This window comes from Vibrio sp. V43_P6S15P86 (assembly GCF_009904725.1).
Classification (GTDB): domain Bacteria; phylum Pseudomonadota; class Gammaproteobacteria; order Enterobacterales; family Vibrionaceae; genus Vibrio; species Vibrio diabolicus.
In genome coordinates this window covers 1-17,687 of the sequence record NZ_WXWT01000434.1, presented here as the reverse complement: position 1 = coordinate 17,687, position 17,687 = coordinate 1, and the positions used below count along the sequence as shown (strand labels likewise).

Below are 17,687 nucleotides of genomic sequence, written 5' to 3'. Positions count from 1 at the left end.
GGGTTACGCTTTTTGGATAATTCGGTAAACCGTTGCTGTTAGGAAAAATGCCGCAGAAACAATGATGATGGATGCGCCTGATGGCACTGGTAGCTCAAGCTCCATCGGCAGTATGGTTCCTATTAAACACGCAATGGTTGCCAATAAAGAAGAAAGGAGAACAAAACTGCCCATGCGTTTAGTCAATAACCGAGCCGTTGCACCAGGAATCAGTAGCAATGCACCAACCAATACCGCGCCAATAATCTTTACCGCGGCGATGGTGACCAAGGTGATCATCATGACAAACAAGTAATCATAAAAGCTGGTATTAAAGCCGCGTACACGTGCAATATCCGGGCTGATACAAGTTAGCAAGATGCGGTTAAACGTTGGAATAAGAAGCAGTAATATGATCAAACAACTGATCGCTAAAATAAGGATATCGTTGTCCGTCACAGTCAAGATCGAGCCAAACAACACGTTCTCCAACATGTGAATGTTGATCTTACGAGCGACGTACATTAACAGCGCAGCACCAACCGCTAACGCTAGTGCAAGAAAAACCCCAACCAGTGTGTCGTAAGGTACATTCGTACGATTACGAACAAAGTGAAGCAACAGCGCAAAAATCATACAAAAGCTAAACAATCCGATGATCGGATTCTCTGGCGGCTCACCGAGCAACACACCAATCGCGATTCCGGTAAGCGCAGCGTGCCCAACCGCTTCAGAGAAAAAAGCCAGTCGCTTGGCGATGACTAATGTCCCAAGACCACCAAGTAATGGTCCTAATATCAGCGCTGCCACAATTGCGTTCACCATGAAAGCATAAGAAAAGCTATCGCTTAACCATCCAGCTTCAACGCCGCTAACCGCTAACTCTCGCAACCAATCCATTATGCAGCCTCCACTTTTGCTGTGTAGTGCTTGAATAATGTTTCTATACGATCAGGACTTAGCACATCTGAATGGTGCCCTGACGCCACAATTTGACGATTTACAACATGGACCTGCGCATCTAAACGGCGCACTGCGGTCACGTCATGGTGTACTGCCAGTACCGTTTTGCCTTCTCCAACGACTTCATGAATCAAACCTTCAAGATATCGAACACCTTGCTCATCCATGCCAGTTGTAGGTTCGTCTAAAACCAATAAATTGGGCTCATCCAGTAAAGCTTGCGCAAACAAAACACGCTGTTGCTCACCGCCAGAGAGTTGCCCCATACGACGGTCGCTACGCGTTGCCATACCCACGCGATCCAGCTGGGTCAGGGCATGTTGAGTTTGTTTCGTTTTACGTCGCCAAAATAGAGGGATACGAGTTTGGTTAAGCAGTACAAAATCCATCACGGTTAACGGGAGGCTTGCTTCAAACATCGCTTTTTGTGGCACATACCCTATCTTCCCCGATGCAGCTGATGGTTCTGGCCAATTGAGTGCAATGTTTCCCGAAAATGGCGTAAGTCCAAGTACCGAACGAAGCAAAGAAGTTTTCCCACCACCATTCGGTCCCATAATCACGTGACATTTCGCGTTCTCGAATTCGGCGCTGATGTTCTGCAAAATGATATTGTCGGCGTATTTTAGGCCCACGTTACTTAAGGAAACGGAAGGTCCAGTCATTACGCCTTTTCCCCTGCTCGCTTACTCGCCACAAATTTCATGGCTTCGATTAGTGTTTCCACATTATCTCGCATCTCAACCTCAACTTTATCGGCCTCATACTCACCGTGAGTCATGTGAGAAAAGCGATAAAGCTGCACCCCAGTCGCCTCTTCGATGGTATCAACAAAGCGATTCGGCATATTGAGCTCATAAAACAGAACATCAATGCCCGATTCACGAATTTTCTCTATCGTTTCCTGTAGCTGACTTGCACTTGGTTCTACACCATGAGCAGGCTCAATGACAGCTGCAACGTCAACACCAAACTCCTGAAGGATATATCCGTAAGCATTGTGGGTTGTCGCCACCTTCATACCAGCCGTGTCCAACTCACCAAGAGACAACATTGCATCACGCTTCATCAGGCGAAATGTTTTCGCGTATTTACGAGCATTTTGGCGATAGAACGTAGCATTGTCTGGGTCCAACTGGCTTAGCTCACTCGCGATGGTGTAAACCTTTTGAATGGTTGTTGATAGACCGACAAAGGTGTGAGGGTTCACTGCTCCTTGACCAACAGACTGCCCCATAGCGGGCAATAAAGGCACTTCTTTGTTCGCTTCGATAACCACGAGATCATCACGCTGAGAAGCCTTGATCACTTTCAGTGCAAAATCGTCATGACCAATACCATTGATCACTATTACGTCCATTTCATTTAAGCGCTTAAGATCATTAGGTTGTGGCAAATAGTTGTGAGGATTAAAACCAGCATCAACCAAAGGAACGATGTCCGCCTTCTCACCAACAACGGCTTTAACATAGCTGTAATAAGGTTGAAGCGTAATACCAATACTGAGTTTATCGGCAGCAAAGCCAGTAGAAGACACCGTCAATAACGCGGTGGCTGTAAGAATACGACGTAAAAGAGAGCGTTTGATCATAGTACTTATCAATTATGTTGTCTTAATGGGCGTGAGAATGAGAGGAAGAGTCTGACAGAACGATTTGTTTCCAGCCGAAATCGTGGCGTTTAGCTAGATCGCTTAGTCCCTCCACATTTAACGAACGGCTAGAATCATTAAACCAAATATCAGCTTGAGAACTGCGGCTATCCAACAGCATGGAAGCAGAGCCTTGGGCACTGGTCTTCACGCCAATGTAGACACCGTCATCAATTCGTTGCCACTGATGAGAACCTTTACGCTTCCAGTTTTGGTCTTTCACGAATGGAGCAATCCAAAGCGCCTCCATATGAGAGATCTCAGGCCAAGTTCCGGTATCTAACTGCAAATCACGAATCTCTTCATGAGCGAGCTTAAGTTCAGCGATCAACCCCAACTCATTTTGATGTAAATCCGTGATTAACACTTGATGAGACTGCATGTCTGGCTTTTCAGTCGCGACCTGATGGTAGGGCATAAGTATGGCTGCTGAACTGAGAATCGCTGCGATTGTCAGTGCGACCCACTTTCCTTCTCGGTTACCATCATCAGGGCGAACTTTCTGTACACTCATTTCTCTTTCAGCTCAACGATATCCACTTCCACCGGGCTTTCATGTCCGGCATCAAATACCAAATAGAAATCTGTTTCAGGGTGAGTAAATTCTGCGATGGAACGCTTATCTGTTTTTTCTTTGGCGATCAGATTGTCGTCGTAATCGTACATTTCGACATCGTAGTCGACCGCTGTGGATCCATCCGAGTAGCCCGCTTCACAAATCACTTTATCTTGCGCCAAGTGACAGCTCATCAGAGGAAAATGTGCAGCAGCGTGAAAGGACGCAAATCCAGAAAAAAGCAAAACCGCTTTTAGAAGAGAAGTGTTATTCATGATAATTCCAAAATGGCCCAGCAATTGCTGAGCCTAATTCGATTAGTTAAGTTGAGTTTCAAACGTAAGATGAACATTGGCACTCGCTTTATCCGCCAATGGATTATCTTTTAATTCACCTTTGTAGTTCGCTTTCATTAAGTAGCGCCCGGCGACTTCTGGCGTGAAGATCACTTTGCCATCTTTATCGCTCACCACATCGATTTGTTCTTGATGGTTTCGGTACATGGTCCCTTCACGTGTAATCTCAGCAGTAACGCCCTCTTGTGGCTCTCCGTTAAAGAAAAACTGGAAAGTCACAGGCTCACCTTCAATGATGTCCGATGGATGCGTGATCGGTTTCATCTCCAGCATTTTGCCTTCAATCTCCAACGCTTTGTCCGTTGGCATACCAACCGTAATGTAGCTTTCTGCTCGGGTGTAACTTAGTTGAGTAACCACATCACGCGCTTGCTCAGGAAGTACGTCACCACGCTCAGCTTTGTTTGCTCGCGCCCATTTCACCGTATCACGACGGCCCGCTTTGTATTGTGTGTAATAGCTCGGCTGATTATTAATCGCGACTTTGTGCGTGCCTTCTTCTGTAAAAAAGAAATCAAACATAGAGCGACGCTTGCCACGAACAACAAAGTTAGGACGCTCAGAGCGGCCATCCGGCATCACCACAAACGCCTGGTCACTACCCGCAGGCTTATCAAAAACAAACGTTCCGTGAGAGGCAGTAACATCAAATGTCAGCCAGTCACCGCCTTCTTTTGAAACCGTAAAGTGAGAAGGCAGAACCCAACGTGGATGCGCTTGTGCGGTGGTTGTTGCAGCCAATCCCATTGCAATTACACTCGCCAATGCCACTGCTTTCATTTTGGTTTTCATTGTTGTGTCCTTTAATCACTTAACTTGATAATTGACGGTGATGACACCCGTCTCTTGTGTTGGTTTAAGCTCATAGCGCACTTCACTGTCCGCTAGCGTTATTTTTTGACGTAAGTAGTTTCGCCCACCATGTTCACGAACAACTTCGACGTACAACGTGTAATTTCCTTGCTCCAAACGCTTTCCTGCATCATTGGTTCCGTCCCAGACAAAACGGTACTGTCCAGCAGGGCGCGTTGCAGACGTCACCGCATCAACAAGTTCACGATCATAACGACCCGCTTTTCTCCACCAGCTGCGCAGGTCTTTTAGCCATTCGTCTTTTCCTACCCATAGCTGAATGGTTTTAACCGGTTTACGCTGGTCATTTTCAACCCACACCGCCACATAAGGGCGTGCGTACATTGAAGTGTCTATCTTTGGAAGTTCGAATTCGAAATCGATCTTCGCATTATCTGGTAGAGGAGCCGCAGAAAGAGAGAAAGGAGCAAAAGCCGCGATCAAAGCGGCTTTACAAAAGTGATTGCGGCGGAAAAATCTTCCTGTGTTCAACATAAGTGTTCTCTAAAAAAGCTGTTATGGAACAGCAACAAAATAAATCACGAGCGACAGTAACGTACCAAAGCTCATCCATTGCATTGACGTTCTAAGCGTCTTCTTCTTAGGCAGTAATAAGCACACACCTGTTAGAACAAAAAACACCATCAAAAGCGCAGTGACGTCGATAAACCACTTCCAAATCCCACCACTGTTGCGACCTTTATGTAGATCGTTCAACAACGCAACAATACCGTAGTGCGTCGTTTCAACCTCTGCCGCACCAGTAGTCATATCAATAAAGACCGTGGCGTTGTAACCCGGACCTTTAAAATCCATAGACAACTCTCCGAGTAACAACTCACCTTGCTCAACTTCGGTATACACATCTAACGCGGAGGGAGTACCGCGAAGCTCGGTTTCTTTAGTCAAGAAAGCAAGCAGTTCTTCACGGTTAGGTTGAAAAGTATCTGAATGTGAGAATAGAACTGAGTGCGGAACCGTCAGAGTATGTTGTTGAATGATAGGTTCACTGCGTTCAAATAATTCGGGGCGATTGAGGGTAATTCCAGTTATTGCAAAAAACAGCGTAACTAAGAGAAGAGCCATCGAAATATAGATATGTAGGCGGCGAGCCCAAGTTTGAACACCTTTGCTTTTAAGCAACATAGAAACAATCATCACCAATAAATGTGGGGCATAATTTAGGTGATAATCATTCGTATTGGCATTTAATTTACATTGTTTACTTTAGACAAAAAAATACCCGAGACTGAGCTCGGGTATTTAATAAAAATGTTCGCTATGAGTTTTGCGTCGATTCTACTTTGCGTAGCTGTGATAGATACTTAACCCAACTCTTTGCCTGATTCGACGGTTTAATCTCATTCGCTCTTTTGGCATTAGCGAGTGCATCGTCAAACCGCTTAAGTTTGTAGTAAGCGCGAGTTTTGATAAGTGCGACATCCGCTTTACGACCGCTGACCTTATCGAGCGCGGCAAGGGCATCTTTATAGTGGCCTTCTTGCACCAATAATTGAGAATAGTTCCAGTAATACTGTCGGTCTAACTGAGCAGCAACACGCCAACTATCGATAGACTCTTCCCACTCTTTTGCCATTTGCCAATACGTCGCTTGCTGAGCTTTCAGTTTACTATTCGAGTTTACATCCTCTAGCTCGTTCATTACCAACGCAGCTCTCTCTGGAATACCTCGTTTCGCGTACAATTGTGCCAGCAGCTTTAAGTCATCTTGGCTAAGTTGTAATCCTTTCAGTTTTGCCAACGCCAAAGAGTCCAGAGCACGTTTGTTGTCATCAACACGCAGGTAAAGAGCAACAAGCTGACGCCACCATTCAATTCGCTCAGGTTCAATCGCGATCAAGCGTTTGATGGTCGAGATTGCCGGCTTCCACTTTTTCAGTTCTAGCTCAGCAGAAAGCTTTATCGACAATGCGCCAAGCTTGTCTGGCTGACCAAACTTCTCATAACGAGCCATTGCTGAAAGCACTTTCTGCCACTGACTCAGTTGATAATGAGATTGGGAAATACGCAGCCATAGCTCATGCGCTTTTTGACCTTTAGGAATGTTTTTGCTCAAGGCATAGTAATGAGGTAACGCCTTAGAAAAGCGTTGCTCGTTCAGCAGTATATCTGCCAACATTTTTCGGGTTTGCCATGCTTGCTCATCTTGTAGCAAACCACTATTGACTGCCAACTCAAGTTGCTTAATTGCTGCTTGAGTTTGTTCATTCTGCCAGTAAAAAATACCCAACATTCGAGCGACATAAGCTTGGTCATATCCACGAGAAAGCTCCATAGCTTCAAGAGATGAAATCGCTTCTTTTAGTTTCTCCTCTTGAGCCAAGTTGTGTGCTCGTTGAACTCTCGCGGCAGTGTATTGGCTTAACTCACTGGCAATGGTTGAAAGTGCACTCAGGCTTAATACCGTACCGATTAAGAATTTTTTCATCATTTGGCTAACTTGAACTCCACTTTAGCGGTTTGTCCGAACTGCTCAATTGACACACCATCCTCAACTTTTGGCTGATACTTCCATTTTTTAAGCGCACGAATCGCTTCTCTTTCGAACATACGCTGTGGCTCAGCCTCGATCACTTCAATATCTTTTGGTCGTCCCGTTGCGTCGATCGTGAAACGCATAATGACATAGCCTTCAACTCTACGTTTCAGCGCCTTACTTGGATAGCGAGGATCAACACGATACAACGGCAGTGCTTGTTGGTTGCCCATTGTTCCCTTCAAGTTTGGCGCACTGATCGCGATACCTTCAAGGGCAGTGTTCAAACCTAAAGCACTGACTGGCGTCATCTGGCTCATTGGCTCCATTTGAGTGTCAGCTTGAGACAGATCCATTGGCTCCGGCGCTTGGGGTGGTTCTGGTTGCTCCGGCACTGAACGTTGACGGCGCTGCACGTCTGCTTCATTCTCTACCATCACCATATCAAAACGAACCGCTTCCGAAGCTTCTGGCGCACGCTGGTTGCCTTTATCAACCATCCACGCCATAAAGCTAAACAGGCTCACAGAAATTAACAATGATGCTGGTAGTGCAAGTAACAGCCTGCCCATTAAGGTTTCTCCGCCGCCAATGCGATGTTTTTCACGCCCGCCGCTTTTGCAGCGTCCATCACTTTCACGACAGTGCCATTGTAAGCATGCTCGTCAGCTTGGATAACTAACGAAGCATCAGGCTGATCAAGTAACAGGTGCTCAATAGAGGCCTCAACACGCTCAATATCAACCACTCGTTTGTCGATGTACACGTCATTTGCTGCCGTTACCGCGATAAAAATGCCCGCATCTTTTTGGCTTACCACATTAGAAGCCTGAGGGCGGTTCACTTCTACACCGGATTCACGTACAAACGAACTAGTCACAATGAAGAAGATCAACATGATGAAGACGATATCAAGCATCGACGTTAAATCGACTTGAGCTTCATCTTGTTGGTTAGGTCTGCGTCCGAGTCTCACTTTTGACTCCTTAAAGATTGTTCTAACTGGATAGCTTTTCGTTCACACACTTTGCTAAGGCGAGCATGAATAAACATGCCCGCCAGCGCTGCTACCATACCCGCCATGGTTGGCAGCGTAGCAAGTGAGATACCTGAAGCCATCAATTTCGGATTGCTGCTGCCTTGCGATGCCATTACGTCAAACACCGTAATCATGCCCGTCACCGTCCCTAACAACCCTAGCATTGGGCAAACCGCCACAAGCAGCTTAATAGTCGATAGGTTTTGGCGCAGTTCGATTTGCGCTTTTGCAATCCATCCTTCACGGATTTGATGTGCGTACCAAGAGTGGTGCTCTGATCTTGCTTGCCACTGCTCACAAAGCTGTTTCTTTACCCCAGGAAAAACTGTTGTGAGATAAATAACTCGCTCCATGACCAACAGCCAGCACACCGCCACGACGGCAGCCAGCCACCATAGGATTTGACCACCTTGCTGCATAAAGCTCATCAAGGTTGTGGCCCAATCCTCACTGATCAAACCCAATGTGTTGAGTAGGATCTGCTCCATTACGCTGCGTTCTCCGCTAAGGTGTTAGAGTGATTTTTGTGACTCGGCATATCACGCTCAGCTTGTTCTGCAACTAAACCGATGCCTTGTTTTTCTAAGATACTGCGAATATTTTCCGCTTGAGAGCTCAATACGTTGTGCGCTAATAGCAAAGGCATGGCTGAGACAAGGCCAAGTACGGTAGTCACAAGTGCCATCGAAATACCACCCGCCATTACTTTCGGATCACCATTACCAAATTGAGTGATGACTTGGAAGGTTTCGATCATACCCGTTACCGTTCCAAGTAGGCCAAGCATAGGAGCTAGAGCAGCAAGAAGCTTAAGCATCGACAACCCTTTTTCTAGGTGGGTTTGCTCATCAACAACGGCTTCCAAAAGACGTAGCTCTAACGCTTCTACGCTGCGATGCTTATCTTTCTGATACACCGCAAGCACACGACCCAAAGGGTTGTCTCCTGGCTGTGCTGGAGTTTTCAGTTGCTTCATGATTTTCTGGCGCGAAATCATCAGCGATGCACCACGTACGAGAGCAATCAATAGGCCGATAGCTAATAAACCAAGGATGATTTTACCGACAACGCCGCCTGCATTTAGGCGATCAGCCAAAGTCGGTGAGTTTGCGAGCTGCTCAAGAAGAATGCCGCGTGACGGGTCAATGACAAGCGCATCAATGTCACCAGAGGAAATAGTATTCGCTGTTGGACCGCTTTCAGGCTGACGAAGATAGTTTACCGCATCTCCGCGTTGACCATTCCACTTAACGTAGCCAGTGTCATCCAGCAGCGCCATAGAACCAAGACGAACACCATTAACCGTTTGTTCACGACCTTCGCCATTTAGCAGTGTGAAAGAGACGTTTGCCATCTCACCACTTGCTTTGATTTGTTCTTCCATGCTGCGCCACATCGCCTGAAGTTGGGTCAACGTTGGCAGTGATTTAGCTGCAACAATAGCATCGATATCTTTCTGATATGAATTTGCATCAACACCCGTTACTGAGCTCTTGAGCTCTGACTCTAGCTCTTTTGCGTTCTGGCGAACGACGCCAAATAGCTCACCTAAGCTCCCGGTTTCTAAACGTAGCTTTTCTTCTAGCTGCGCCAGTTCCGCTTCGTTTTCACCGAAAGTAACACTTAATGAATCCGCTTCTGCTTGAAGAGCAGCTCGCTCTGCGGCCAATTTATTCTTTATAGCCTGTAGCTCTTGCTCTGTTTTCTTAAAACCTGATTCACGCGTGACATTGTGCGATTGCTGTTGACGATTTTCTTGCTGCGCCTTTTGTAACAACGCATCACTAGCAACAGTTGTATGAGGCATTAATGCGGCTGTCGAGATTAGTGCAACCGATAACCATTTTTTCATCATTTATTTGCCCTCCGCAGCGGTTAACGACACTGGCAGAGTTAACATACTCGGCGCGATCTGTTTATTCGCCATAGCGAACGCTTTATCTAGCTCTGATTTTTGCTCAGAACCCACTTGTTGCCATGCTTGTTGTTGCTGTGACCAGCTCCAGAATGTCTCACCAGATAAGCTACGTGCTACCAAAGACAAACGCCCTAAATAGAGAATGTCCGCCTCCACAGCTTCATTGTCACCCAGGTTAATCTTGCCTTGGTAAACGCCAAGCTTGGTGCCGTAATCCATTTCAATTTGGTACGCTTCTAAAATACGACGAAACTTCTCTGCATCCGCAACGTCTGCACGCGTCATCATGGAATCCAGCTTTGCAATTCGTTCCTCACGTTGCGCTTTGCGTATAGGTTTGTCGTTAGCAACGAGCGCTTTTAAGCCTTCAAGCATGTGATACATCAAAGGCACGACACCTTGACGAGTTTGAGCAATCTGCTCAATTTGCTCGTTCAAGCTATCAACTTCTTGATTTTGGCTCTCAACAAGGCTTGCAAGATGATCGCGATAAATCTTCAAGTTACCGACTTCCTCTTGCAGCTGCTCAATTTCAGCTTCTAGAGTAAGTGATTTTTCTGCGCTTGCATCAATACGTTTTTGGCTTACCGCCGACGACTGGTTTGTTTTACTCTGCACAGCTTGTGCATCGTTTAAGTTCGCCGCGTGAGCGGGAATCAAAACCGATGATATCAACAGAGCGATACTTGATTTCATTAGATTCATACGAGTTATATTTCTGTGTTCCAAAAACGACCAAAGGGGAAGACTACCCTTCCCCTTTAATAATCAAATTGTTATCAGTACTTGAACTGGATTGTTGCCATGTAGTTGCGGCTTTCTCCAACCACAACCCCACTCGCACCTTTTTGCTCGCTATTCGTGCTACCACCACCTGCGAAGTAGTCGGTATCGAATAAGTTTTCGACATTGAATCGAGCAATGATATCCAAGTTTTCATCGTACTTATGTTTGTATGACACGCCCATATCAACGCGAGCGTAGCCATCTTTCTTGAAGGTGTTCTTTGCATCACCGTAGCGATCACCTTCATAAATCAAACCGAGGTTTAGGTTCGTATTGTCCTGAACCTTGTAGCTAGACCATAGACTTGCCGAGAACTCTGGCACATCTGCAGGGCGGTTACCCTCGAATTTTTTATCCGCTTTCGTCAACTCTGCATCCAAATACATTGCAGAAGCCGTTAGCGACAACTCTGGGGTCACAAAACCTTGAGCCATTAACTCAGCACCTTTGTGAACTTGCTCACCACCTTGCGTTTTCTTGTGTAGGAGATTACCGCCCGCGTCTTTGCCGCTTTCAACATCCAGCGAGATGTTCTCTAATGTGATATCAAACACTGCACCGGATACAAATAAGCGCTGATCGAACAGTTCCCACTTAGTTCCGATCTCGTAAGAGATACCACGCTCAGCGTCGAGTTTCTCGCCATCGTTCACGTAAGTTTTGCCACGACCACTGCTGACTTCACCTTGCGGCATAAAGCTTTCAGAGTACTGAACGTAAACCGAGCCATTTGTCGCTGGGTGGAAAATCACACCAAACTTAGGAGAAACTTGATTCTCTGTCAGGTCATCATCACGCTTTTCATCATAACGAACCCCTGCAAGTACTTGCCAGTAATCATTAATCGTCATCATGTTTTGCGCGTAGATACCCCAAGTATCGTACTCAGTTGTTGGTGATTTCTTCGAACTACGATAGCCAGGCTTAGGCACCGTTTCTCCTGGCGCAATACTCGCCTCATTATGAAATGCCATAAAGCGATCATAACTGTAATCTAAGTAGTTAGCGCCCACTAACAACGTGTTTTCCGTACCGAACAAAGTAAAGTCCGTCGTCACATCTATATATGCAGTATCAAATACCCAATTATCGGAGCGATCATTCCCTTTGTGTCGAATCACACCGTCTTTGTCATAATTGTCAAACTTAGGGTAAGACTCCACATCAAAACGCTTAAAGTCTTGGCGGTTGTAACCCGCTTTTACGTTTACACTGTCAGTCACTTGAGCATTAATATCGATACCGTAGTTTTCTACTTCGTTGTCAATCTTTGACCACTGGGCATCCCAGATGTGCTTGTCACCGCGAACCGCTTTACCATCCACAATGTAAGCACCAGAATCCACGCTACCATCGTCTTTCGTGCGATCGTAATGCGCTGACACCATAAAGTTGTCGGTGATGTCGTACTCAACCACTAGGCCCGCAACCGTACGATCCGTTTCTGGCTCGGTACCATCGCCGTAGCTGCGCCAAGAGCCGTAGCTTTCTTTGGCAAAAATTGCGCGCGCGCGCAGTGTCTCTGCATCATTTAGCGCGCCACTCACATCAAGCACCGTGCGTGAGTGATCATTCGAACCTAGATCTTGACTCAAACTAGCTTGTGTTTGAGTTGTTGGTTTTTTCGAAACCATGTTTACCAAGCCACCCGGCTCAGATTTACCGTATAGCAAGCCTGATGGACCTTTAAGCACTTCAACACGCTCTAAAAGCTCAATTGGCTGACGGTAGTGTGACCAGTGTTGACGGCCATCACGAAGAAAACCGTCTGAACTGCTAAGTTCAAAACCACGTAGAGAGAAACGTTCGCGGTTACGGCTTGTACCACCCGCGCTAACACTTGCATCGTTACGTAGCACTTCACCAAGTGTACTTGCACGCTGCTCATCAATTACCGTTTCATCGATAACCGCTACTTGTCCTGGCGTTTCCAGCTGCGTCATTTCCATGCGCATTGCTGTACTGTTTGTATCCGCCTTGTAGCCGAACTCTCGACCTTCTACAACTACATGTTCGTCTGTTTGAACGTCCGCCACTGCAGGTGTTGCTAACACCGCACCGATCACTAGCGCCAAATGGCTCTTAGTAAACATATCCTTTCACTCCGATTATTATTTTTCGGGTCACATGCTTGTTGAATGCGATTCCCTCTTAATTATTTCGCGGGTGAATATAAGTGATAAGTATTACCATTTGCATTAAATTTACATTCTTTGCATTTGCAAACTTTTGTAAAGTACTCTCTGATGACGCACCACAATAACGCGATCAACATCACACTTAATAAGACTTAACCATACTTACTGCTTGAACACCAAAGTAACATTCAGACCTCCTTGTTCACGATTTTTCGCCGTAACGGATCCACCCATAATGCGCATGGATTCTTTGACAATCGCGAGACCTAAGCCGTAGCCGCCAAGCTTCTTATCTCTTGATGCATCTAAGCGAGTAAACGGGTCAAAAATATCGACCAACTTGTTCTCTGGAATACCAGGCCCATTGTCGGATACAGACATGGTAATCAATTGCTGCCCATCTTTGATATGATTAGCCAGAGAAACTTCTATCTGAGATGCTTGCCCTGAATATTTGATGGCATTTCCAACAAGGTTGTTCAAACAACGAATGATGAGCGTTTCTTCGCAAAAAGCTTTGGCGCATGTTGCTTCTGAACGGAATGACAATGTTTGTTCTGGTTTTAAATCGATTTTGCACCGCTCTACTTGCGGTGCGAGCAACACCTCTAAATCACGGCGTTTCGCACCTTTGTCGAAACGCGCATTTTCCAAGCGACTGAACTCCAAGATATCGCTTATCAAATGGTTTAGCTCTTTAGCTTCGTCTTCTAGCCTGGTCACCAAGCTTTGTTCGTTCTCCCCAACTCGCTTACGCAAAAGGTGTAGAACTAAATTCTGTCTTGCTAACGGCGTTCGGAGCTCGTGGGAGACATCTCTTATAAGCAATCGCTGCTTTTCGGCAAGAGAATGAATTTGCTGTGTCATGTGGTCGAAGTCTTGCGCCAGCTCGTTAAACTCGCGCGTATTCGATTTTAACTCTTTCACCACACTGACATTAAAATCGCCGTTAGATAGCTTTTTGCTTGCTTCTCTTAAGCGATCAAGCGGCTGTTGTAAGTTGCGTGCCATTAGCAATGAGAACAACGCCAAAATAACTACCGCAATCACCACTTTGAGAATAGAGAAATATAAAATGAAGTCATGTGCGGGATGCAGTCGATGTGGCAGTTGAATTACCAAGCTATTATCTTTTACCAAAGGGATATTGATAATCGGGCGATTTACCTTTCCCTCAAGTTGATCATCAATACTTCTTTTAAATTGAAGCTTGAACTCGAAGTGTGGATGCATTAAACGGTGAGTGACGGGTTGCTGGTGCTCATTCAGCACAAACAGATAAAAGTTTTGCGCGTTCGCCCAATCCGCAAGTTCGTCCATATCTCCGTGCTCAATCAGCACATTGGCTTGATGTGCAAGATCGAGCATTTCTTCTCGCACACTGTCCGGCACTTTTAGCATGGCTTTCACGAGAGCTTGCTCAGCCATTGCTTGTACGACCAAAATACTTATCACAATTGCAGTCATATAACTAAACAACTTAAACGCTAAGCTGTCTTTACGTTTCGCGATAAAAGGTGGGCACGTGAGCTTCATTAATTGTTTACAGCCTCTAGGTAGCTGTAACCTTTGCCACGGAAGGTTTTGATATGTTGCTTAGAGAGCCCTGCTTCTACTAGCTTGCGACGTATATTACTGATGTGCATATCAAGATTGCGGTCAAAAGGGCTTAGCTCTTTCTTTAATACTTCGGTTTGGAGTTCCGCTTTTGAAATCACCACACCTTGGTTTTTGACTAGATAGCTCAGTAACTCGGCTTCCGTGCTTGTGAGTGGTAAGCTATTGAGCTGATCACTGATCGTTTGAACGGTACTGCACATCGCCTGACGTTGGCGCTCTAAACCAACACGACGAAGAATCGCTTTGATGCGCATCAGAAGCTCAGCAACATTAAAAGGCTTTCCTATGTACTGATCGGCTCCCGCTTGGTAGCCATCAAGCATCGAGTTTTCATCATTAAGAGCAGTAAGCATTAGAATAGGTGTCGCGAAGCGTTGACAGATTCTACGGGCAACTTGCATGCCGTTAAGGTTTGGTAACATGACATCAAGCAGTACAAGATCTACCGGCGTTTTTTCCATATATTGCAAAGCACTTTCACCGCAATGTACAGAAGAGACAATATAGCCCTCCTCTTGCAAAACTGCTTCTAATAGCTCACACAAAGGAACGTCATCATCCACTATCAAAACTCGAGACATTACCACTCACCATTCAAATAAAAATGGTTCGCATTCTATTACTCATTTACAAATTAAACAACTACACACCCTAGGGCTTTAGTACAAATAGCTCTATAGCAGTAGACCGGAGTGCTAAGCTAACTATCACCTGATAATGAGGGTAGATCAGGGCTTTAGCTTCGTCTCCTTAGCGACATTTTCCACGATGTGTTTTAAGTGGGCGCTGATCGTTTTTAATGTGACAAGCTCCTCTTCAGTGAAGGGATGCATCAGAACTGAATTTGCTCCGTTTTTTCCAATAACCGTAGGTAGGCTGAGAACAACATCATGCAAACCATATTGCCCCGACATCATCGTACCGACGGGCAACACCGATCGTTCGTTAATCGTCACGGCTTGAATGATTCGAAAGACACTGGCGGCAATGCCATGAACGGTGTTCTGCTTACGCCGAAAGATTTCGTATCCCGCCTGTTTCACCGCCTCAAGAAGTGCGTGCGGATCAATTCTCTCAATGTTATGGGTATCGCAGTAATAGTCGGCCGGTTGCCCAGCGATAGAAATTAAGCTCTTAGGAGTAAAGCAATGGCTACCATGCTCTCCTAATACATAACCAAACACGTTCTTCGGGTCTAGGTCTACACGGCCAGCAACAATACTCATTAAACGAGCGGTATCAACTACACAGCCACTGCTAATAACTTTACTAGGCTCAAAACCGGTGTTGGTGACAATAAAATGCGCCACGATATCGCATGGGTTTGACACAACAATCAACACCGCATTTGGCGCTACGCGTTCTATTTGACGCGCAATATCAACTCCAATTTGAGCATTAACCTCAGCAATATCTAAACGAGTTTGTCCTTGTTTAATCTGCGTACCGGCGGTGATAACAACGATTGAGGCTTCGAGTAAATCTAAGTAATCATCCGACGGCATAATGCGTGTGTTTTTTGAAAAAGTCAGTGCCATCGTGTGACGAAAATCAAACACTTCACCCTCGGCACGTTCTAAATTTTTATCAAGTAGAACAAGCTCACTAAAACCACCCAGAGTGAGTAAGTAATTACATACTCCTACACCAACAGCCCCTGCACCAATAACACCGATCTTCATATTTCTCTCTCCCGATAACCATGATGCACTCGCAACTACCTTGCTCTTTAAAAATGAGCGGCAGGAGAATAAAAGTCCAACTTTGGTTCATGATTCGACAGGAGTTCTTCCAACGACCTACCTTGACGAATGGGCGATGTAGCTTTTATTAAGACGATCTTACAACATGCACCTTGAGGTATATCTTCAAAGCAAAAAGCGAGTACAATCTGCTCATCACAAAGCAGAAGATGAAGAAAATGGAAACATTAGTAATTGGTCATCGTGGTGTTGCTGGCTCATACCCAGAAAATACAAAAGTGAGCGTTCAGGCCGCCATTGACCTCGGATTAAATTGGGTTGAAGTTGATGTACAACCGACCAAAGATAATGTTTTAGTGGTTTGCCATGATCACACCATAAATCGATGCAGTAATGGACAAGGGCGTATCGATGAACTGACTCTGGAAGAGTTAAAGGCGTTGGATTTTGGTAGCTGGTTCAGCGCAGATTTTTCAGGTGAGAAAATCATGACATTAGATGAGCTGCTCACTTTAGCTACTGAGCATAAGCTTAACTTGAATATTGAAGTTAAGGTAGATCGCCACCCAGCAGAAGAAGTGGCACAAGCTCTCGCCAACGTACTAGCAAAAAGTCCCATGCCGCAAGAGAAGGTACTACTCTCCAGTTTTAGTCATGATGTCATTAGAGCGCTGCATAAATACTGCAATGAGTATCGATTAGGTGTATTGAGTGAATTCTTAACGAGAAAAGATAAACGCCTTTTGGAAGAAGTTAACGCCTATAGCTGCAACCTAAACATTAACTGGGTTCGCTCGCGCCAAATAAACAAGCTCCAGCAGGCGGGTTACAAAGTGATGTGTTATACAGTGAACAATCCAAACAAACTGAAGTACCTACCTCAGTTAGACGGTATATTTAGTGATCATCCACAACGCTTTATGCCATAGCACATACCACCTTGAGCTTTAGAGGCACCATTTCGTTACCACTCAATCTGAATTGGTGTCCCCATCTCTACAAGCTGGATAAATTCATCCATCTCTTCATTGGTAATCGCAATACATCCATTGGTCCAATCAAAGCTTTGGATATAAATCGGCAACTGGCTCTCACCGTTTTTTAAACCATGAATTTTGATGTTCCCTCCTGGGGACACACCTCGGCGCTTCGCTTCCAACGTATCAATCGCATCAGGGTAGCTAATATGCACAGAACGATAAAAAGCCGAGTCTTCTATGACGTAATCTAAGGTGTATTCGCCCTCAGGTGTACGATTGTCTCCCTCTTCTTGTTTATGCCCTTTAGGGTTCGCTCCTAAAGCAATGCGGTATTCTTTTAGTATTGTGCCTTGTTCCATTAAATACATTCGACGCTTTGACTTGTCGACTTTAACAAGATCTACAGCTGCATGGACGCTAGAAGCCAACACGCAACACAAGAACATAGAGCACCATTTCACTGACATTGCCGGAACGCCTAACCTAACTAAAGTGAACAAGAAAAGAGCGATTATGCTAGTCAGTTAGCGCCCGTAAAGCAAACAGTATCTAGGGTAGACCCTGTATTACCCCAGGAGCTAATGGAATGAACGCACAAGTGCAGAATCGTAAGATAATACTCATTGAAAGGCGTGATCGTTATCGTTGT

Annotated in this window: 20 protein-coding genes; 1 reads left to right on the top strand and 19 read right to left on the bottom strand. The window is 45.5% G+C overall.

What is annotated here, in order from left to right; genetic code table 11:
- Positions 1 to 3: 3 nt before the first annotated feature.
- The 18 genes from CAG69_RS19605 to CAG69_RS19520 all read right to left on the bottom strand — a co-directional run bounded on the left by CAG69_RS19605 (position 4) and on the right by CAG69_RS19520 (position 16,037).
- Positions 4 to 879, bottom strand: coding sequence for a metal ABC transporter permease (locus CAG69_RS19605; RefSeq protein ID WP_005374244.1), 876 nt, complete (start codon positions 877 to 879; stop codon positions 4 to 6).
- Positions 879 to 1,607 (bottom strand): metal ABC transporter ATP-binding protein, encoded by a 729-nt coding sequence (locus CAG69_RS19600; RefSeq protein ID WP_064354476.1) that lies wholly within the window; start codon positions 1,605 to 1,607, stop codon positions 879 to 881. The genes CAG69_RS19605 and CAG69_RS19600 overlap by 1 nt, the downstream gene beginning before the upstream one ends.
- Positions 1,607 to 2,533 carry a metal ABC transporter solute-binding protein, Zn/Mn family gene (locus CAG69_RS19595; protein WP_005374249.1) on the bottom strand — a complete coding sequence of 309 codons (927 nt, stop codon included), beginning with the start codon at positions 2,531 to 2,533 and terminating at the stop codon, positions 1,607 to 1,609. Before CAG69_RS19595 ends, CAG69_RS19600 begins: the two co-directional genes overlap by 1 nt.
- A 22-nt stretch (positions 2,534 to 2,555) precedes the next feature.
- Positions 2,556 to 3,107: a DUF6162 family protein gene (locus CAG69_RS19590; RefSeq protein ID WP_161445771.1), complete on the bottom strand. Its 552-nt coding sequence runs from the start codon at positions 3,105 to 3,107 to the stop codon at positions 2,556 to 2,558.
- Positions 3,104 to 3,424: a hypothetical protein gene (locus tag CAG69_RS19585; protein WP_005374251.1), complete on the bottom strand. Its 321-nt coding sequence runs from the start codon at positions 3,422 to 3,424 to the stop codon at positions 3,104 to 3,106. Before CAG69_RS19585 ends, CAG69_RS19590 begins: the two co-directional genes overlap by 4 nt.
- 42 nt (positions 3,425 to 3,466) lie before the next feature.
- Positions 3,467 to 4,297, bottom strand: coding sequence for a DUF4198 domain-containing protein (locus CAG69_RS19580; RefSeq protein WP_161445769.1), 831 nt, complete (start codon positions 4,295 to 4,297; stop codon positions 3,467 to 3,469).
- A gap of 15 nt (positions 4,298 to 4,312) precedes the next feature.
- A complete protein-coding gene (locus CAG69_RS19575) occupies positions 4,313 to 4,852 on the bottom strand; it encodes a DUF2271 domain-containing protein (protein ID WP_006741224.1) in 540 nt (179 codons plus the stop codon).
- A gap of 21 nt (positions 4,853 to 4,873) precedes the next feature.
- On the bottom strand, positions 4,874 to 5,503 hold the full coding sequence (locus CAG69_RS19570) for a PepSY-associated TM helix domain-containing protein (RefSeq protein ID WP_161445767.1): 630 nt from the start codon (positions 5,501 to 5,503) through the stop codon (positions 4,874 to 4,876).
- Between the two features lie 133 nt (positions 5,504 to 5,636).
- The gene (locus tag CAG69_RS19565) at positions 5,637 to 6,809 is read right to left on the bottom strand and encodes a tetratricopeptide repeat protein (RefSeq protein ID WP_054866885.1); all 1,173 of its coding nucleotides are present in this window, start codon (positions 6,807 to 6,809) and stop codon (positions 5,637 to 5,639) included.
- Positions 6,806 to 7,426 carry an energy transducer TonB gene (locus tag CAG69_RS19560; protein ID WP_005393542.1) on the bottom strand — a complete coding sequence of 207 codons (621 nt, stop codon included), beginning with the start codon at positions 7,424 to 7,426 and terminating at the stop codon, positions 6,806 to 6,808. Before CAG69_RS19560 ends, CAG69_RS19565 begins: the two co-directional genes overlap by 4 nt.
- Positions 7,426 to 7,830 (bottom strand): ExbD/TolR family protein, encoded by a 405-nt coding sequence (locus CAG69_RS19555; protein WP_005374257.1) that lies wholly within the window; start codon positions 7,828 to 7,830, stop codon positions 7,426 to 7,428. Before CAG69_RS19555 ends, CAG69_RS19560 begins: the two co-directional genes overlap by 1 nt.
- The gene (locus tag CAG69_RS19550) at positions 7,827 to 8,381 is read right to left on the bottom strand and encodes a MotA/TolQ/ExbB proton channel family protein (RefSeq protein WP_006741219.1); all 555 of its coding nucleotides are present in this window, start codon (positions 8,379 to 8,381) and stop codon (positions 7,827 to 7,829) included. Before CAG69_RS19550 ends, CAG69_RS19555 begins: the two co-directional genes overlap by 4 nt.
- Positions 8,381 to 9,748, bottom strand: a complete 1,368-nt coding sequence (locus CAG69_RS19545; RefSeq protein ID WP_161445765.1) for a MotA/TolQ/ExbB proton channel family protein — start codon at positions 9,746 to 9,748, stop codon at positions 8,381 to 8,383. Before CAG69_RS19545 ends, CAG69_RS19550 begins: the two co-directional genes overlap by 1 nt.
- Positions 9,749 to 10,516 carry a DUF3450 domain-containing protein gene (locus CAG69_RS19540; protein WP_054574483.1) on the bottom strand — a complete coding sequence of 256 codons (768 nt, stop codon included), beginning with the start codon at positions 10,514 to 10,516 and terminating at the stop codon, positions 9,749 to 9,751.
- 74 nt (positions 10,517 to 10,590) lie between these two features.
- On the bottom strand, positions 10,591 to 12,690 hold the full coding sequence (locus CAG69_RS19535; RefSeq protein ID WP_161445764.1) for a TonB-dependent siderophore receptor: 2,100 nt from the start codon (positions 12,688 to 12,690) through the stop codon (positions 10,591 to 10,593).
- Between the two features lie 207 nt (positions 12,691 to 12,897).
- On the bottom strand, positions 12,898 to 14,271 hold the full coding sequence (locus CAG69_RS19530) for a sensor histidine kinase (protein ID WP_161445763.1): 1,374 nt from the start codon (positions 14,269 to 14,271) through the stop codon (positions 12,898 to 12,900).
- A complete protein-coding gene (locus CAG69_RS19525; RefSeq protein ID WP_046873911.1) occupies positions 14,271 to 14,936 on the bottom strand; it encodes a response regulator transcription factor in 666 nt (221 codons plus the stop codon). The genes CAG69_RS19530 and CAG69_RS19525 overlap by 1 nt, the downstream gene beginning before the upstream one ends.
- A gap of 147 nt (positions 14,937 to 15,083) precedes the next feature.
- Positions 15,084 to 16,037, bottom strand: a complete 954-nt coding sequence (locus tag CAG69_RS19520) for a lactate/malate family dehydrogenase (protein ID WP_161445761.1) — start codon at positions 16,035 to 16,037, stop codon at positions 15,084 to 15,086.
- Positions 16,038 to 16,276: 239 nt separating this feature from the next.
- Here CAG69_RS19520 and CAG69_RS19515 point away from each other — a divergent pair, with 239 nt between their 5' ends.
- Positions 16,277 to 16,987 (top strand): glycerophosphodiester phosphodiesterase family protein, encoded by a 711-nt coding sequence (locus tag CAG69_RS19515; protein ID WP_161445759.1) that lies wholly within the window; start codon positions 16,277 to 16,279, stop codon positions 16,985 to 16,987.
- 35 nt (positions 16,988 to 17,022) lie between these two features.
- Here CAG69_RS19515 and CAG69_RS19510 read toward each other — a convergent pair whose 3' ends face one another.
- Positions 17,023 to 17,505 (bottom strand): L,D-transpeptidase family protein, encoded by a 483-nt coding sequence (locus CAG69_RS19510; protein ID WP_031780347.1) that lies wholly within the window; start codon positions 17,503 to 17,505, stop codon positions 17,023 to 17,025.
- Between the last annotated feature and the right edge of the window lie 182 nt (positions 17,506 to 17,687).

Excerpts from the sequence above, each read along its gene's own strand:
- CAG69_RS19580 (WP_161445769.1), bottom strand. The coding sequence starts at position 4,297 with ATGAAAACCAAAATGAAAGCAGTGGCATTGGCGAGTGTAATTGCAATG.
- CAG69_RS19605 (WP_005374244.1), bottom strand. The coding sequence starts at position 879 with ATGGATTGGTTGCGAGAGTTAGCGGTTAGCGGCGTTGAAGCTGGATGG.
- CAG69_RS19550 (WP_006741219.1), bottom strand. The coding sequence starts at position 8,381 with ATGGAGCAGATCCTACTCAACACATTGGGTTTGATCAGTGAGGATTGG.
- CAG69_RS19595 (WP_005374249.1), bottom strand. The coding sequence starts at position 2,533 with ATGATCAAACGCTCTCTTTTACGTCGTATTCTTACAGCCACCGCGTTA.
- CAG69_RS19520 (WP_161445761.1), bottom strand. The coding sequence starts at position 16,037 with ATGAAGATCGGTGTTATTGGTGCAGGGGCTGTTGGTGTAGGAGTATGT.
- CAG69_RS19540 (WP_054574483.1), bottom strand. The coding sequence starts at position 10,516 with ATGAATCTAATGAAATCAAGTATCGCTCTGTTGATATCATCGGTTTTG.
- CAG69_RS19525 (WP_046873911.1), bottom strand. The coding sequence starts at position 14,936 with ATGTCTCGAGTTTTGATAGTGGATGATGACGTTCCTTTGTGTGAGCTA.
- CAG69_RS19600 (WP_064354476.1), bottom strand. The coding sequence starts at position 1,607 with ATGACTGGACCTTCCGTTTCCTTAAGTAACGTGGGCCTAAAATACGCC.
- CAG69_RS19515 (WP_161445759.1), top strand. The coding sequence starts at position 16,277 with ATGGAAACATTAGTAATTGGTCATCGTGGTGTTGCTGGCTCATACCCA.
- CAG69_RS19570 (WP_161445767.1), bottom strand. The coding sequence starts at position 5,503 with ATGTTGCTTAAAAGCAAAGGTGTTCAAACTTGGGCTCGCCGCCTACAT.
- CAG69_RS19585 (WP_005374251.1), bottom strand. The coding sequence starts at position 3,424 with ATGAATAACACTTCTCTTCTAAAAGCGGTTTTGCTTTTTTCTGGATTT.
- CAG69_RS19545 (WP_161445765.1), bottom strand. The coding sequence starts at position 9,748 with ATGATGAAAAAATGGTTATCGGTTGCACTAATCTCGACAGCCGCATTA.
- CAG69_RS19565 (WP_054866885.1), bottom strand. The coding sequence starts at position 6,809 with ATGATGAAAAAATTCTTAATCGGTACGGTATTAAGCCTGAGTGCACTT.
- CAG69_RS19530 (WP_161445763.1), bottom strand. The coding sequence starts at position 14,271 with ATGAAGCTCACGTGCCCACCTTTTATCGCGAAACGTAAAGACAGCTTA.
- CAG69_RS19575 (WP_006741224.1), bottom strand. The coding sequence starts at position 4,852 with ATGTTGAACACAGGAAGATTTTTCCGCCGCAATCACTTTTGTAAAGCC.
- CAG69_RS19510 (WP_031780347.1), bottom strand. The coding sequence starts at position 17,505 with ATGTCAGTGAAATGGTGCTCTATGTTCTTGTGTTGCGTGTTGGCTTCT.
- CAG69_RS19560 (WP_005393542.1), bottom strand. The coding sequence starts at position 7,426 with ATGGGCAGGCTGTTACTTGCACTACCAGCATCATTGTTAATTTCTGTG.
- CAG69_RS19535 (WP_161445764.1), bottom strand. The coding sequence starts at position 12,690 with ATGTTTACTAAGAGCCATTTGGCGCTAGTGATCGGTGCGGTGTTAGCA.
- CAG69_RS19590 (WP_161445771.1), bottom strand. The coding sequence starts at position 3,107 with ATGAGTGTACAGAAAGTTCGCCCTGATGATGGTAACCGAGAAGGAAAG.